Genomic DNA, 16,227 nt, shown 5'->3' on the forward strand with positions numbered 1-16,227 from the left:
GGCGGAGATCCAGCGCCGATGCCGGGAGGGTGGGGCCTCACGCCCCGCGGCATCGGCGGCAGCGCCTCACCGGGCTGCGCCACGACGGCGCGCTCACCGGACCCTGGCAGAGGGACCCCGCGCGCCGCGCCGGGTGAGTGACCGGGGAGCTCTCTCGCCGTTCTCGCCTCTACCCAAAGGCCCCGCACTCCAGCGACACGACGGCACTCGCCTCCCGGATCGCGTTCGCCAGAAGCCGCAGCGGCGCGACGATGCCGGCGTGCTCCCGGCCATACCCCGTGGCGCGGTGCTCGGCATGCGGTTCCCCGAAGTCCAGGTCGGCGCCGGCGGGGGCGGCCGCGGGGAATACCTCCCCCAGCAGGTCGGCCGCCGGGGCGATGTCCAGACGCAGCAACCGCTGCACCAGCGCCTCCCGCGCCACCCCGTGCCGGGGCGAGAACTCCGGGATGGCCACGGCCAGCAGCCAGACCCGGTGCATCAGGCACAGCCGCAGCGCGTGCGCGGCGAACAGGTGATCCGGCATCTCCGGCGCCCCGTCCGGCCACGCGTCGCGCAGCGCGGCGTCGTCGGCCAACAGGCGGCGGAAGACGGCGCGCGCCGGATCGCCCAGGCCCAGCTCCTCCAGCGCCCGCGCCACCGCCGCGGGCCCCGTGGTGCCGGTGGCGTGGGTGCGCGTCGCGATATCGAGCCAGGTGCCGGGATCGAGGCTCATCACATAGCCCCGCAGCACGTCGGGATCGGACAGCGCGAGCGCCGCGCGCGGGAACGCCATGGCGTTGGAGAAGCGCGGGCTGCCGCGCATCAGCTCGGCCAGCACCTCCGGCTCGCGGGACGAGGCCGCGCCCAGCCCGTGCGTGACATTCGCCAGGAAGCCGAGCTGCTGCAGCACCGCGTTGTTCGGGATGGCCCGCATGTCGCGGGGATGGCGGACGGTGCTGCCCGTGCTGCCGTCGGATTGCCGCACCACAGGGCGCGACCCCGTGCGGTCCAGCAGCGCCGGCCCGAAGGCGCCGAGGAGCGCGGCGTAGCCCGGGTCCCCCACCAGCGCGTTCATCGCGGCCCGCGCGCCCGCGAAGAGATCGGACGCGAAGCCGCCCTCCGCGTAGACCGGGTCCGACGCGGCGCCGCCGTTCGGATCGCGGAAGGCATCCTCCGCGATGCGCGCGATGGCCGCATGCGCCAGCGCCGGCGTCCCGAAGGTGAGGTAGCCGTCGCCGCCCTGGAACGCGGATTCCCGCCGCACGTGGATGCCGCGCTTCGCGAAGGCGGACCGCACCGCCGGCGGGTTGAGATAGGCCAGCCGCGCCGCCAGCCCGTCCGGATGCCCGCCGCGGCCCAGCCCCTCGCCATGCGTGTCGAAGAGCACGATCTCCAGCCCCGTCATCTCGTAGCGGGCGAGAAGCTCGGCGACGCGCAGCTTCAGCCGCTCGATCAGGTGACTGGCCTGCACCTGGCCGACATAGCGGCCGCTGTCGGAATAGCCGAACTGCAGCGCCATCCGCCCGACGCGGCGGAGATAGGCGCGCCAGTGCGGGGAGCGCAGCGCCTCCTCCACGACCAGCGCGCCGCGCTGCTCCAGCGCCTCCGCCGTCTCGAAGAGCGGGCTGATCTCGACATGGCCCTCCACGCCGGAGAGCTTCGCCAGCAGCAGGGCGGCGAGCAGCGTGAAGCCGCTCTCGGTCTCCGCGATCAGGAAGCGCACGGGCTGGGAGGAATCCACGTGCTTCACGATCTGCGCGCAGGTCATCATCAGCCGCGCGGCGGAGGAGGGCTCGGACAGCAGCGCCCCCGTATCCACCGGCTCGGCGGTGGCGCGCGACAGCGCCTCGTCCATCGCGGCGAAGAGCGCGCGGCGGCGCGCGGGCGCGCTGGGCGGCGACCCGTCCAGGGACGCGAAGCGCAGCCGCGCGGCGTTGTGGAGCTGCGTCGCGTTGAGCCGGACCTGGGTGTGCGCCAGCGCCAGCCCATGCGCCACCAGCCCCGCCCGCACGGCGCAGAGCGCGAGCCGCACCTGGTCGTCGGGCGCCCCGGCCAGGGCGTCCGGGAACATCTCCAGCAGCGGCTCCGGATCGGTCATCGCCACGTCGCGCCGGCCGACCAGCGCGCGGGCGAAGGCCTGCGCGGCCAGCGGGTCCACCGCGCCGGGACCGGGGCAGGCGGCCACCTGCGCGCGCACCGCGCCCAGCGCCTCCGCCACCCGCGCCCGCAGCGCCCAGGTGCAGGAGCCCGGCAGCGCGCCGAGCTGCGCCGCGACGCGGGAGAGCTGCAGCTCCTTCATCCGCAGCCGCAGCCGCAGCGTGTCCTGCCAGCCCACGTCGGTGCGCCCATCCGTGTCGTAGCCGACCCAGGAGGCCAGCAGCACCGGTCGCGGGTCGAGCGTCGTCCAGCGCTCCGGCCACGCCGCGCGGCCCTCCGCCAGCAGCGCGGCGGCCAGGCGGTCCAGCGCATCGCGGCCGGCGATGATCGCCTCCACGGCGCGGTTGAACTCGTCCTCCAGCGTCGGCGGCACGGGGCGGAGCGACGGGGTGGCGTGGATCGCCCCGCCGCAGGCCGCGCTGGCCAGGGTGGCCGAGGCCTCGGGCGAGAGGGAGAAGGTCGGGTGAGCGGTGAACACCGCCGCCGCGCGCGGGCGGTCGCAGGCCTCGCGGAAAGCATCGAAGCTCGTGCTCGGCGCCCCCGCCTGCGCCGCCGCCGCGACATGCGCCGCCACGGCCGCCAGGGCGGAATCGGCCGAGGCCGGGTCAGTGCCCCCCACCGCCGCCGCCAGCCGAGCCGCGCGGCGGCGAAAGGCTGCGGCGCCGAGGCCGCGCAGCGCCGCCACGACCTCAGGCAGGGTCAGCGCGCCCTCGTCCAGCTGGCGGCCGAGGCTCAGCGCGACGGCCAACACCGGATTGACGAAGGGGTCCCCGGCCCTGGCCGCGGCGCGCGCGGCGGCCACGCGTTGCAGAAGGTCGGCCTCGGGGATCTCGGTCATCACGGAATGCTGCGCCTGCGAAGAGGACACCGGAAGACGGGTGGTTACAAATTTCGGGCTGTGCCACGCCCCGCACACGGCTGCGTGACCTTGAGAGGCAGCGCCGGACGGCGGAGAATCATCGCCGGACCGGGCCAGGACGGCGGCGCGGCCGACCCGGACTCAGACCATCATGCCCCAGGACGCGCAGGGCCACGCCCTCACCATCGCCGGCGGCCCCGCCGCCCGCGCCTACGGGCGCACGGTCGAGGCGCTGCTCGCCAACCGCCGCGACACGCCCACGCTCATGGAGGCGGCGCTCGCGGCCGATGCGGAGGCGCCGATGGTGCTCTCGCTCCGGGCGGCGCTGGCGATGCTGGCGACCTCGGGCGCGACCATCCCCACCGCCCGCGCCTTCGCCGCCCGCGCCGTGGAGGCGGCGACCGGCGCCACCCCGCGGGAGGGCCTGCACGCCGCCGCCGTCGCCGCCTGGGCGGAGGGCGAGGTGGAGCAGGCCCTGGCGGACTGGGAGGCGATCCTGGCTTCCTACCCGCGCGACGTCGTCGCCATGCGCCTGCACCACTTCGCCGCCTTCTGGCAGGGCCGCCCCGGCGCCATGGCCGCCATCGCCGACGCGCTGCGGCCGCACTGGACCGACAACGTGCCCGGCTACTCGAACGTGCTCGCCTGCCGCGCCTTCGCCTATGAGGAGACGGGGCGCTACGTCGAGGCGGAGGAGGCGGGCCGCGCCGCCATCGAGCGCGACCCCTGCGACCTCTGGGCCGCCCACGCCGTCGCCCATGTGCTGGAGATGCAGGGCCGCCGGGGGGAGGGCATCGCCTGGCTGGACGGGCTGGAGCGGAACTGGGGCGAGGGCAACAACCTCCGCCACCACCTGCTCTGGCACCGGGCCCTCTTCCACCTGGAGCGGGGCGAGTTCGACCGGGTGATCGCCCTCTACGACCAAGGCTTCCGCGACCTGTCCAGCCCGCTGACCCAGGCGGCGCCCGACCTCTACATCGACATGCAGAACGCCATCTCCATGCTGTTCCGGCTGGAGCGGCAGGGGGTGAATGTCGGGCCCCGCTGGGCGGAGCTGGCGGACAAGGCGGAGGCGCGGATCGGCGACACCCTCTCCGCCTTCACCCTGCCGCACTGGGCCATGGCGCTGGGCGCCACCGGCCGCCACGTGGCCGCCCGCCGCCTGCTGGACGCCGTGGCCCGCGCCGCCGAGGGCGACACGCTCCAGGCCCGCACCCTGCGCCGCGCCGCCCTGCCCGCTTGCCACGCCGTCCTGCTGCGCGCCCGCGGCGCCTATGTCCCCGCGGTGGAGTGCCTGCGCCCGGCCCTGCCGCACCTGCCCGAGCTCGGCGGCAGCCACGCCCAGCAGGCGGTGCTGGAGGAGCTGTTCCTCGACTGCGCCCTGCGCGCCAACCTGCCGGGCGACGTGCGCCTGATCCTCGAGCGCGCCGCCGGGCGGCACCCCGTCCCGCCCGCGCGCCGCATCGGCTTCGCGGCGGTGGCGCGGGCGGTGCCCCACTGACCCGGCCGCGCCCGCGTTACGCCGCCCCGATTGCCCGCCGCGCCAGGAGCAGCGCCCCGTCCCGCGATCGCGCCGCGCCGACGAAGCGTTTGGCGTGGACGAACACCGCGTCCCCCACGCCGCTGGCCGCGGCCAGCGCCGCGTCGCGCAGCCCCGCCCATTCCGCGGGAAGCGGGTGACGCTGCGCGAAGGAACCGGGCTCCGGCGGCATCGCGTCCACCATCCAGTTGCCGTTGGGCACGGGGTAGACCGCGAAGAGCACGGGCAGGCCGCGGGCGAAGACCGCCTCCTGCCACGGCATCTTGCGGTCCAGCTCCAGGATGCGCGGGTCGGCCGAGCGCGCTCCGGCCGCCGCGACGACCGCCTCCGCCATCATCTGCGCGCGCAGCGTCGCGACGCGGCGGCGCAGCACCGCCTCCGCCAGGCCGGACGCCTCCCGGAAAGCCGCATCCTCCGCGGCGGCATCGCCGAGGGCGGGCGAATCCCAGACGGGGTTGAAATCCTCGACGAGCCCGGAGAGGCAGAGCGCGTCGCCCGGCTCGCCCACGCCATTGTCCAGGGCGTCCACCCGCCGGATCATCTCGCGGTCCACCAGCGCCGCGATCGCGGGGGCGAGCTCCGCCGCCTCGGGGCCCAGCGCGCTCCGGACCGCCGCCTCCCCGTATTTGCGCCAGACGAGCCCGGCCGCGCTGTAGGGCACGCCATCCTCCCGCACCGGCGCGCCGCGCTGGTGATGGTCGAAGCGCTCCCGCTCCGGCGCGTGGACCGCCCCCACGTCCCAGACTATGTCGGCCTCCCCGAGCCGCGCCTCGTCGCGGGTGCGGAGCAGCCGGTGGTCCCGCCCGTCCTCCCGAAGCCCGAGCGCCATGCGCAGCACCGCGTAGGCGAGGGCGTCGTCGAGGTGAAAGCTGCCGCTATGGGTCGCCAGCACGAGGGGGTGGTCGGGCTGCATGCTGCCTCCTGCTCCGTGTCGCTCGCCGCGCGGGGACACGCGGGTCCGGCCGACCCGTGGCGCGCCTTGGTGGGCCCGCGAACCGGTTGCAGGGCCACTCTCAGGTGATCCCGCGCTCCGTTTCAAGCATGTCCGAGAAACAGGCACAAAGATCGACAATTCCCGAAGTAGTACCGTGAGACGGTTGAGACCCTCGGCCCCTCAATGTTTCAGCTCAAGGTCTTCTTCATTTCTGTCCGTATTCGTTTCATGGGGGCGCAGACCTTGAGCCTTCTCGATGCTCTGCCGCCACTTCGGCCCCGGCTTCACCGAGGCCGATGATCTGGACCTCTTCCCCCACAAGCCGTTTCGCGCGACGCGCGCGACGGCGCGCCCCGGCGGACGAGACAGGAACGGGACCGCGCATCGGGCATGAGGCGGCGCGCCGTCGCGGACGGCCCGGCCGAGAGGGGGAAATGCCCCGGCCGAGACCTTCCGGCCCGGAGCTCCCATGCCCGTCGAGATGTCCGAGAGCGGCTTCGCTGTCCTGCGGGGTGCGCCTCTCTCCCCGTCCAACGCCGCGCCCCCGCCCCGCACCTCGTCCCGACACGAGCCCGGCGCACCGGCCCCCTCCGCGCCCGAGGACCACCCCGCGATGGCGGACCTCGTCGAGACGATCGCCCGGTCCCGGCGCTGGTCCGGCATCCTCCGGCACCTCCTCGGCAGCGGGGACCCCCGGAACGGCTTCAGCCTCCTCGCCCGCGACCTCGCCGTGACCTTCGAGGAAGCGGCGCGCCACGGCCTGGACGGCGCGCCCTGGGTCGTCATGCGCGAGTTCACCCAGTGGCTCCACCGGGAGAAGAACGGCCCGGTCCAAGCCCTCGGCTTCGTCCAGGTCATGGAGGATGCCCTGGCCGACCCGACCATCGCCGCCGGCCTCGACCCCGCGCTGCACGCCGCAATTGCACGGGCCATCCAGGAGGACGCGACCGCGCTCCGGCGAGAGCTCGCGGAGCGCGCGCTGAAGAGCAACGACGCCCATGGCGACGAACAGGGCTCCATCGCCGCCGCGGAAACCCTGGCGAGCCTGTCCCGAACCCCGGCCGAGCGGGAGCACTGGATGGCGATCCGGCGCGACCGCAAGCGCCTGGCCCGCCTCGAGCGGCGCTACCTCGCCTGGATCTTCCTCGGCTTCATCCCCGTCTGCATCGTCGGCAGCCTGATCGAGAACGACGTCCGATGGGGATGGGACGCCTACCGGAGTGCCGCCCGGCAGGCCGAGTCGCAGGCCGCGAACGCGCGCTACGAGGATTCACGCCAGGCCGTGCTCGCCCTGACCGCGCCGGCTCCGCAGGAGGCGCGGCCGGCCAAGCAACAGGAGACGCCGCTCAACCCGCGGGAGATCCGCTGGTGCGAGGCCCAGCGCCACCGGATAGCCGGCGCACGGGCGCGGCGGGAGGAAATGGCCCGCGCCGGCATCCCCTCCGCGCCGGATTGGCTCCGCATCGGCCAGCGCGGAGCCATCCTGGAAGAGGAGCATTCCGGAGCCTGCGGCTCTCGCCGCCCCCGGGACGCCGAAGCGATGCGACAGATCGAGGCCGAGATGGCCAGCGCGGTACCCACCCTGCGCGCGCAGGGCGCGCAGCTCTACGACGCGGTGGTGCCCGCCCGGCGCTGAGGCGGCCCCGGGGGAGAGAAGGAATTCTCTCCCCCCAGACCCTCACTCATCTTCCTTTCTCAGGCTGCCGCGGAAGACGGATGCGGGATCGCTACAGCCCAGCGGGCTTTCCTGCGATCACCACGGCCAGCGCATCCGGCTTCAGGATGCGCGCCGAGACCGCGGCCAGCCGCGCGCGGTCCAGCGCCGCCAGCCGCCGCGGCCGCTCCGCCAGCCAGTCCAGCGGCCGGTTGTTCCGCCGTAGCGCGAGCAGGATGCCCGCGATCTGCCGCGTGGAGGTGAAGGACAGCGGCTGGCTGCCGGTCAGGAAGGCGATCGCCTCCGCCCGCTCGGCATCGTTCGGCCCCTCCGCCGCCATGCGGGCCCACTCCGTGCGCAGCACCGACAGGGTCTCCGCCATCCGCTCGTTCTGCGTGGCCACGGACCCGACGATGAAACCCTGCCCCGCCACCGGCTCGAACCCCGCGCCGATGCCATAGGCCAGGCCGCGCTCCACGCGCACCGCATTCATCAGGCGAGAGGAGAAGCCGCCCCCCGCCAGCACCCGCAGCACGACGCCCGCCGCCTCCCAGTCCGGATCGTCCACGCCGATCCCGGCATGGCCGAACACGGCGCTGGACTGCGGACTCTCCACCGGCACCACGCGCACGCCGGACAGGCCGAAGCCGGGCAGGGCGGGCAGGTCGGGCACGTCGCCCTCCGCCCAGTCGCCGAACAGCGCCACCAGCACCGCCTCCAGCTCCGACGCGGAGATGGCGCCCGCCGCGGCGACCAGCAGCCCGCCCTTGCGGAACTGCCGCGCCGGCACGGTGCGCAGCGCCTCCACCGGAAGGGCGCTCAGGCTCTCGGCCGTGCCGCCGGGCGGCCGGCCGAAGGCGCCGGGCAGCGCCCCCGCCCAGAAGGCGCGGCCCGCCTGGCCCCGCGGCCCCTCCAGCGCCTGGCGCGCCCCGGCCACCGCCCGCGCCCGCACCCGGTCCACCGCCGGCTGGTCGAAGCGTGGCGCGGTCAGCGCCAGCCGCGCCAGCCGGATCGCCTCGGGCAACGCGTCGCGCAGGCAGCGGAAGCCCCCCTCGAACTCGTCCCGGTCGGCGGAGAAGGAGAGGGAGATCGCCGCATCCCGCAGCGCCTCCTGGAAGGCGGCCGCCTCCAGATCGCCTGCGCCCTCGGTCAGCAGCGCCGCCGCGAGGGAAGCCGCCCCTTCCTGCCCCGCCGGGTCCAGGGAAGCGCCCCCCGGCACGCTGAAGGCGAGCGACACGACGGGAACCGAATCATCCTCGGCCAGCCAGGCGGTCACGCCGCCGGCCGACACGACCTGCACCGGCAGGGTGAAGCCGCTGGGAATGGAGCCGCTCAAGACGCGCGCACCCCCTCCGGCAGCAGCCATCCCGTCAGGGAGGGATGGGTGAACACCGCGCGCGCCGCCGCCATGACGGAGGCCGGCGTCACCCCGCGGATATGCGCGGGCCAGTACTCCACCGCATCGGCCGGCAGCCCTATCGCCAGAGTCCCGCCCAGCAGCCGCGGCGCCGCCCCGATCCCGTCCAGCGCGAGCAGCGCGCCGGCCGTGAGCTGCCGCTTGCTGCGCGCCACCTCGACCTCGGTCACGCCCTCGTCCAGCAGGCGGGCGATGGCATCCTCCAGCGCCGATTCCAGCCGGGCCGGCGTCACCTCCCGCCGCGGTGTCGCATAGACCGCGAAGGACCCCGCCCCGAGCTCGTCGTTGTCGTAGCCGGCACCGGCCCCGACCGCGAGCCCGGCCTCCACCAGCCCCCGGTGCAGCCGCGACCCCGGCCCGCCGCCGAGCAGATGCGCCAGCACCTCCAGCGAGAAGGCGTGCTCCGTCCCCGCCCCGTCCCGCCCCCAGGTGAGGGTCGGCGCGATCCAGGAGCGCAGCAGCTGCGCCTCCTGCACCGCCGCGTCGTTGCGGACCAGCCGCGCCTCCAGCGGCGCGTCGGGCGGCGCGGCGCGGTTTCGCGGCGCGACCTCCCGGGATTCGGCGCCGCCATACTCGGATTCGACCACGCGCCGCACCTCGGCCTCCGGCACCGCGCCGGAGATGACGAGCACCGCGTTGGACGGCGCGTACCAGCGCCGGTGGAAGGCCACGAGGTCCTCGCGCTCGATCGCCCGGATCTCGTCCGCCCAGCCGATGATCGGGCGGCCGCGCCAGTGCTGCGCGCCCCACATCGCCGCGTCATAGGCCTCCCGGAATCGCGCGCGAGGGGAGGAATCGGTGCGCTGGCGCCGCTCCTCCAGCACCACCTGCCGCTCCGGCGTGAAGCCGCCCTCCGGGATCAGCGGCGAGGCGAGCCGATCCGCCTCCATCATCGCGACCAGCGGCAGGCGCGAGGCCTCCACCGTCTGGTGGTAGGCCGTCACATCCCGGGAGGTGAAGGCGTTGTCCTGCCCGCCCTCCCGCGCCACCGAGCGGGAGAAGGCGCCGTCCGCGACCCGCGCCGAGCCCTTGAACATCATGTGCTCGAGGTAGTGGGCGACGCCGGAGCGCCCCGCCGGGTCCTCCCCGCCGCCCGCGCCGTAGAAGAGGTACTGCGCCACCACCGGCGCCCCGCGGGAGCCGATATGCGCCACCCGCAGCCCGTTCGGCAGGCGCCACAGCGTGGCCCCGAAGAGCGGCCGCTCCGCCGCGCCGGGCACGGGGGCCAGAACAGGGGCGGGCACGGAGGCTGGGGGGGAGGTCTGGGCGCGCGCGGGCGCCATCAGGGCGGCGGGCGCGGCGGCGGCGGTGGCCAGCGCGGCGCGTCGGGTCAGCGGGGGCATCCCGTCCATGTGGGAACCCTGTCCTTCGAAACCAGCGCCGCGGGCGGGATCAGAAAATGCCCTCGAGCAGCCCGCGCTGGCGGCGCTGGATGATCGGCGTCTCCCCATCGGCCGGAGAACGGCCGAGCGCCGAGTTCTCCCGGATGCGCTGGCTCTCGCGCTGCGGGTCCACCACCGTGCCGGAGACGGGCGGGTCCTGCCAGAACATCAGCCGATCCACGAAGCCGCGCTGCGGACGCTCCAGCCGCAGGCTCTCCTCGTCCACGCGGCGGCGGATGTCGCCGCTCGCCGCGCCGGCGCCGGAGGCGGTGCCGGCCTGGGCGATCAGCGCCGCCTCGCCACCCGAGGAGCGGGTGCGCCGCTCGCTGAGGATGGCGCCGGGTGTGAGGGTGCTCTCGCCCCGCTCCCGCGCCGTCAGCTCCTGCGGCCGCTGGGCGCCGGGCCGCGGCACCGGCAGGTTGCCCTGGAAGGTGGGCGGCACCGAGAGCGGCGCGCGCGTGACCACCTGGAACTCGTCCGGCGCGTCGCGCGTCAGGCCGAGGGTGCGGGCCGTGCCCTCGCATCCCATGGCGAGCGGCGCGACCAGGAGCAGGGGGATCAGGCGCACGGGGCGAAGGCGGGTCGTCATAGGGGCGCTTTCTAGCAGGGCCGGGCGGGGGGCGGGAACCACCCGCGGTTGCGGTTGCGTTTCGTCACGGCGAGAGATCGCCCGGCGACCTCTCCGCGGCACCTCACCGCGGCGCCTCTCCGGCGGCCGGGGCGGGGCGGCCGCCGATCAGCGCCTCGGCCAGCAGGGTGATGACCCCCAGCACGATGGCCGCGTCCGCCACGTTGAAGACGTACCAATGCCAGTCCCAGGCATGGGCGTCCACGAAGTCCACCACCGCCCCGAAGCGCAGCCGGTCGATCACGTTGCCCACCGCGCCGCCCACGATGGCGCCGAGCGCCAGCGCCGTCCGCCGGTTCTCCGCCTTCGCCATCCAGCGCAGCAGCACGGCGGCGATCACCGCCGCCAGCCCCGCGAGCACATAGGCGTGCCAGGGCTCGCTGCCCGAGAGCAGGCCGAAGGTCACGCCCCGGTTCCACACCATCGTCAGGTCCAGCCCGAAGGGGCCGGCCGCCAGCAGCGGCACGTTCCGCCGCATCGGCAGGTCCAGCCCGTTCAGGACCCACCACTTGCTCGCCTGGTCCGCGACCAGGATCACCAGCGCCAGGATCAGCCCGCGCCGCAGGTTGATCGCCGTCATCAAGCCCCCTCCACCACCGCCTCGCAGCGGCGGCACAGCGTGGGATGCGCGGCGGACAGCCCCACCTCCGGCAGCACGCGCCAGCAGCGCTCGCACTTCGCGCCGGGGGCCTGGATCACCTCGATCCCCGGCGGTCCCTCCGCCTCCGGATCGCCGGGCAGGGCGTCGAAGCCGGAGACGATCAGCACCTCCGCCCACTCCGCCTCGGACAGCCCGAGCGGCGGCACCCCGCGCACGCCCACCGAAGCGCCCAGCGAGGACCCGATCAGCCCGGCCGCCCGCTTCCGCTCGATCTCCGTCGTCACCAGCCCGCGCAGGGACCGGATGCCCCCCCAGCGCTCCGCCAGCGCCGCATCGGCCCACTCCGCCGGCACCTCCGGGAACAACTGGAGGTGGACGCTCTCCGCCCCCTCCCCGAAGCGGGCGAGCCACGCCTCCTCCGCCGTGAAGACGAGCACCGGCGCCAGCCAGGTGCAGAGGCTGCGGTGCAGCACGTCCAGCACCGTCCGCGCGGCCCGCCGGCGCGTCGAGGACGGCGCGTCGCAGTAAAGGCTGTCCTTACGGATGTCGAAGTAGAAGGCCGAGAGATCCGCCGCGCAGAAGTTGTGGATCTCCGGATAGACGCCGGACCAGTCATGCGTCTCCACGGCCCGGCGCACGCGGACGTCCAGCTCCGTCAGCCGGTGCAGCACCCAGCGCTCCAGCTCCGGCAGGTCGCCATAAGCAACCCCCTCATCCTCCGAGTAGCCGTCGAGGTTCCCCAGCAGCCAGCGCAGCGTATTCCGCAGCCGCCGGTACAGCTCCGCCTGCTGCCCGAGGATCGTCTTGCCGATCCGCAGGTCGTCCGCGAAGTCGGAGTTCATCACCCAGAGCCGGAGGATGTCGGCGCCGTAGTCCTTCATCACCTCCTGCGGGGCAGTGACGTTGCCCAGCGACTTCGACATCTTCCGCCCGGACTCGTCCAGCACGAAGCCGTGCGTGAGCACCGCCTTGAAGGGCGCGACGCCGTTCGTCCCGATGGACTCCAGCAGGGACGAGTGGAACCAGCCGCGATGCTGGTCCGACCCCTCCAGATACAGGTCCGCCGGGAAGGGCAGCCCGTGGTCCGGCAGGACGAAGGCGTGGGTCGAGCCGCTCTCGAACCACACATCCACGATGTCCATGACCTGCTCGTAGTCGGCGGGATCGCGTCCCTCGCCCCCGCCGGCGGAGCCGGCCTCTCCGTTGAGGAAGCGCGCCGCGGCGCCCGGCTTGTACCAGGCATCCGCCCCTTCCTCCCGGAAGGCCGCGACGATCCGCTCCATGACCGCGGGATCGCGCAGCGGCTCGCCCGTGCGCTTGTCCACGAAGACCGCGATCGGCACGCCCCAGGCCCGCTGGCGGGAGATGCACCAGTCAGGCCGCGCCGCGACCATGGACCCGATCCGGTTCCGCCCCTGGTCCGGCACGAAGGGCGTGGCCGCGATCGCGTCCAGCGCCTTCGCGCGGATGGCGTTGCTGTCATCCATGGCGATGAACCACTGCGGCGTGGCGCGGAAGATCACCGGCTTCTTGGACCGCCAGGAATGCGGGTAGGAATGCTTCAGCGACCCCTTCGCCACAAGCGTCCCGCAGGCCGCCAGCGCGTCCCACACGGGCTGGTGCGCCTTGAACACGTGGATGCCCGTGAAGCCCGGCGACTGCACGGTGTAGGTGCCGTCGTCGTTCACCGTCTCCGGCACCGGCAGGCCGTTGGCGCGGCCCAGCGCGAAGTCGTCCTCGCCGTGGCCCGGCGCGATGTGCACAAAGCCGGTGCCGGCCTCGGCCGTCACGAACTCGCCCGGCAGCATCGGCACGTCGAAGTCGTAGCCGCCCGCCGCCGGCGCCCAGCCGCGCAGCGGATGCGCCAGCACCGTCCCGGCCAGCTCCGCCCCGTGCAGCACGCGCTTGACCGTGTGCGCGCCGATCCCCGCCGCCTCCAGGAAGTTCGGCAGCAGCGCCAGCGCGACGAGGTAGGTCTCGCCCACCCGCGCCAGCGAGCCTTCCTTCACCTCGCCAACATGCACCAGCGCGTAGTCGATCGCCTCGCCAAAGGCGACGGCACGGTTGCCCGGGATGGTCCAGGGCGTCGTCGTCCAGATCACCACCCGCGCATCCGCCAGGTCGGGCGCGGCGGCGCGCACCACCGGGAAGGCCGCGTGCAGCGTCGGCGAGGTGACGTCCTCGTACTCGATCTCCGCATCCGCGAGCGCGGTCTTCTCCACCGGGCTCCACATCACCGGCCGCAGCCCGCGATAGAGCGAGCCGTTCATCAGGAACTTGCCGATCTCGCCGACGATCGCCGCCTCGGACGGGAAGTCCATCGTGGCGTAGCGGCCGTCCCAGTCGCCCAGCACGCCCAGCCGCTGGAACTCCCCACTCTGCACGCCCAGCCAGTGCTTCGCGTAATCGCGGCACTCCCCCCGGAACTCCAGGACGGGGACGGCATCCTTGTCCCGCCCGCCCTGGTACTTGCCCTTGGGGTTCCGGTACTCCTCCTCGACCTTCCACTCGATCGGCAGGCCGTGGCAGTCCCAGCCCGGCACGTAGTCGGCGTCGAAGCCCGACATCTGCGCCGCGCGATTGATCACGTCCTTCAGGATCTTGTTCAGCGCGTGCCCGATATGCAGCGGCCCGTTCGCATAGGGCGGGCCGTCATGCAGCACGAAGGTCGGCCGCCCCTTCGAGGTCTCCCGCACCCGCCGCCACAGCCCGTTCGTCTCCCACCGCGCCAGCATCGCCGGCTCCCGCTTCGGCAGGTCGCCGCGCATGGGAAAGGGGGTCTTCGGCAGGAAGACGGTGCCGCGATAGTCGCGCCCCTCCTGCTTCGGGGCGGCGTCGGGGGCGGGGGCGTCGGTCATTGGGATGCCTTGGGGGCTCTCGGGGCCGCGACGGATGCGGCGTGGCAGGCGGGCGCGTTCGGTCTCCCGGCCCTCAGGGGAGGGCCGGGCCGGGAATTCGCGCGGTCAGGGGCCGCCGGGTCATCCCGGCCCTATGGGGCGGCGGTGCCGGGCGGGTCAAGCGCGGGCAGGCCCCGTCCGCCATCCCCGCATCAGGCCGGGTCGGCCTCCCCGGCCGGGGCGGCCGCCGCATCCCGGAAATACGGCTCCACCGTGCCCTGGAGCTTCATCGTCATCGGCCGTCCCTTCCGGTCCAGCCCCTTGCCGACCGAGAGCCGCACCCAGCCCTCGCTGACGCAGTACTCCTCCACATTCGTCTTCTCGACACCCTTGAAGCGGATGCCGATGCCCCGCTCCAGGAGGGCGGCGTCGAAATAGGGGCTCTTCGGGTCGGTCGAGAGCCGGTCGGGAAGGGTGTCGCTCATGCCGGGGATGTCGCGCGGTCCGGCCGTCATGTCCACCACCGACCCCTCGCGCCGTCGCCCCCGGGAAAGGCGTCGCCTTCCCCGGACCCCATCCACCAGGGGGCGAACGCGCGCCCTGGACCCGCGTCCAATACCGCGGGGTGCGGGGGGCCCGTTGGCCCCGGTGGAGGGTCCGGGAGGCAAAGCCTTCCGGTGTCCTATCCCAACACCGCCCGCGCCTGCTCGGCATCCGCCGCGATCGCCGCCTTCAGCGCCTCCAGCCCGTTGAAGGTCGCGTCCGGCCGCAGGAAATGGTGCAGCCGCACCCCGATCTCCTGCCCGTAGAGGTCCCCCGACCAGTCGAAGAGATGCGTCTCCAGGCGCGTCTCCGGATCGCCGCCCAGGGTCGGCCGGCGCCCGACATTCGCCACGCCCTTCACCACCTCGCCGGACGGCAGGGCGGCCGTCACCGCGTAGACCCCCCGCGCCGGCTCCAGGTGCCGTCCCAGCCAGATGTTCGCGGTCGGCCAGCCCAGCTCCCGCCCCAGCCGGTCCCCCTGGAAGACGGTGCCCCGCACCTCCCAGTCCCGCCCGAGCATCGCCGCCGCCCGCTCCGGATACCCGTCCTGCAGGACCCGCCTCACCCGCGTGCTGCTGATCGGCCCGGACGCGTCCGCCACCGGCGGCACCACCGAGAGCCCGATCCCCCGCGCCTCCGCCCAATGGGCGAGCATCGCGACGTCCCCGCCCCGCCGGTGCCCGAAGGCGAAATCCGCCCCGCAGGCCAGGTGCCGCGCCCCCAGCGCCCCGTGCAGGATCGTGTCCAGGAACGCCTCCGCCGGCATCGCCGCCAGCACTGCGTCGAAGGGCACGGCATGGACATGCGCGCAGCCCGCCGCCGCCAGCGCCGCCGCCTTGGCCGGCAGCAGCGTCAGCCGGAAGGGCGGGTCCTGGGGCCGGAAGACCTCGCGCGGATGCGGCTCGAAGGTCAGGGCGCAGAGCGGCAGGTCCGGCCGGGCCGCGTGGGCCGCGGCCAGCACGGCGCGGTGCCCGAGATGCACCCCGTCGAAATTCCCCAATGCGACCGTGCCGCCCCGCGCCGCGCCCGGCAGGGCGCGCCAGTCCTCCCAGACCTGCACCACGGCAGAAGTCAGGCCTGTGCCACGCGCTCGATCCAGCGCGTCACCTCCGGCGGGCGGAAGGCGGCCAGCATGTCCAGCGCCTGGTCCGGCGTCTCCGCCAGCATGGCCAGCAGACGGTGCTCGGGGCGGACGAAGCCCTCCTCCGCCATGCCGTCCATCGTCTCCATCAGGCGGGACCAGAAGCCGTTCACGTCCAGGAAGACGACCCCCTTCCGGTGGAGCCCGAGCTGCGACCAGGTCAGCACCTCGAAGGCCTCCTCCATCGTGCCGAAGCCGCCGGGCAGCACGATGAAGCCGTCCGAGAGCTTCGCCATCAGCGCCTTCCGCTCATGCATGGAGGCGACGACGTGCAGCTTGCTGACGGAGCCGTGCCCCAGCTCCCGCTGCATCAGGTGCTCCGGGATCACGCCCTGCACCGTGGCGCCGCCGGCCAGCGCGGCATCGGCGACCACGCCCATCAGCCCCACCTTGCCCCCGCCATACACCAGGCCCATGCCCCGGCCGGCGATGGCCTGCCCCAGTTCCCGCGCGGTCTCGGCATAGGCAGGACGGGCACCCGGATTCGCGCCGCAGAAGACGCAGACATTCTCGATCGTGTTCATGCCCATCCATGTGGCATCGGGTTGTGGCGGT

Annotated in this window: 12 protein-coding genes; 2 read left to right on the forward strand and 10 right to left on the reverse strand. The window is 74.3% G+C overall.

The window, feature by feature from the left end:
* Positions 1-169 precede the first annotated feature (169 nt).
* Positions 170-2,974 (reverse strand): phosphoenolpyruvate carboxylase, encoded by a 2,805-nt coding sequence (locus ACP6CK_RS13685; RefSeq protein ID WP_426959572.1) that lies wholly within the window; start codon positions 2,972-2,974, stop codon positions 170-172.
* A 172-nt stretch (positions 2,975-3,146) separates the two neighbouring features.
* Between ACP6CK_RS13685 and ACP6CK_RS13690 the strand changes: the two genes are divergently transcribed.
* Positions 3,147-4,496: a tetratricopeptide repeat protein gene (locus ACP6CK_RS13690; RefSeq protein ID WP_426959573.1), complete on the forward strand. Its 1,350-nt coding sequence runs from the start codon at positions 3,147-3,149 to the stop codon at positions 4,494-4,496.
* Between the two features lie 16 nt (positions 4,497-4,512).
* Here the strand turns inward: ACP6CK_RS13690 and ACP6CK_RS13695 are convergent, their stop codons facing one another.
* Positions 4,513-5,448 (reverse strand): MYG1 family protein, encoded by a 936-nt coding sequence (locus ACP6CK_RS13695; protein WP_426959574.1) that lies wholly within the window; start codon positions 5,446-5,448, stop codon positions 4,513-4,515.
* Positions 5,449-5,938: 490 nt separating this feature from the next.
* Between ACP6CK_RS13695 and ACP6CK_RS13700 the strand changes: the two genes are divergently transcribed.
* Positions 5,939-7,105, forward strand: coding sequence for a hypothetical protein (locus ACP6CK_RS13700; protein ID WP_426959575.1), 1,167 nt, complete (start codon positions 5,939-5,941; stop codon positions 7,103-7,105).
* A gap of 91 nt (positions 7,106-7,196) precedes the next feature.
* Here the strand turns inward: ACP6CK_RS13700 and ACP6CK_RS13705 are convergent, their stop codons facing one another.
* The 8 genes from ACP6CK_RS13705 to ACP6CK_RS13740 form a co-directional block, all read right to left on the reverse strand.
* Complete coding sequence (locus ACP6CK_RS13705) at positions 7,197-8,459, reverse strand: M16 family metallopeptidase (RefSeq protein WP_426959576.1); 1,263 nt, start codon at positions 8,457-8,459, stop codon at positions 7,197-7,199.
* Positions 8,456-9,892 (reverse strand): M16 family metallopeptidase, encoded by a 1,437-nt coding sequence (locus tag ACP6CK_RS13710; protein ID WP_426959577.1) that lies wholly within the window; start codon positions 9,890-9,892, stop codon positions 8,456-8,458. Before ACP6CK_RS13710 ends, ACP6CK_RS13705 begins: the two co-directional genes overlap by 4 nt.
* Before the next feature lie 40 nt (positions 9,893-9,932).
* A complete protein-coding gene (locus ACP6CK_RS13715; protein ID WP_426959579.1) occupies positions 9,933-10,511 on the reverse strand; it encodes a DUF3035 domain-containing protein in 579 nt (192 codons plus the stop codon).
* A gap of 103 nt (positions 10,512-10,614) precedes the next feature.
* Positions 10,615-11,130 (reverse strand): signal peptidase II, encoded by a 516-nt coding sequence (gene lspA, locus ACP6CK_RS13720; RefSeq protein ID WP_426959580.1) that lies wholly within the window; start codon positions 11,128-11,130, stop codon positions 10,615-10,617.
* Positions 11,130-14,009 (reverse strand): isoleucine--tRNA ligase, encoded by a 2,880-nt coding sequence (ileS, locus tag ACP6CK_RS13725; protein WP_426959581.1) that lies wholly within the window; start codon positions 14,007-14,009, stop codon positions 11,130-11,132. The genes lspA and ileS overlap by 1 nt, the downstream gene beginning before the upstream one ends.
* A 191-nt stretch (positions 14,010-14,200) precedes the next feature.
* On the reverse strand, positions 14,201-14,473 hold the full coding sequence (locus tag ACP6CK_RS13730; RefSeq protein ID WP_426959912.1) for a DUF3297 family protein: 273 nt from the start codon (positions 14,471-14,473) through the stop codon (positions 14,201-14,203).
* A gap of 197 nt (positions 14,474-14,670) precedes the next feature.
* Positions 14,671-15,594: a bifunctional riboflavin kinase/FAD synthetase gene (locus ACP6CK_RS13735; protein WP_426959582.1), complete on the reverse strand. Its 924-nt coding sequence runs from the start codon at positions 15,592-15,594 to the stop codon at positions 14,671-14,673.
* A gap of 8 nt (positions 15,595-15,602) precedes the next feature.
* Complete coding sequence (locus ACP6CK_RS13740; protein WP_426959583.1) at positions 15,603-16,196, reverse strand: TIGR00730 family Rossman fold protein; 594 nt, start codon at positions 16,194-16,196, stop codon at positions 15,603-15,605.
* Positions 16,197-16,227 lie beyond the last annotated feature (31 nt).

The sequence above is a fragment of the Muricoccus radiodurans genome (genome assembly GCF_050154705.1).
Classification (GTDB): domain Bacteria; phylum Pseudomonadota; class Alphaproteobacteria; order Acetobacterales; family Acetobacteraceae; genus Roseomonas; species Roseomonas radiodurans.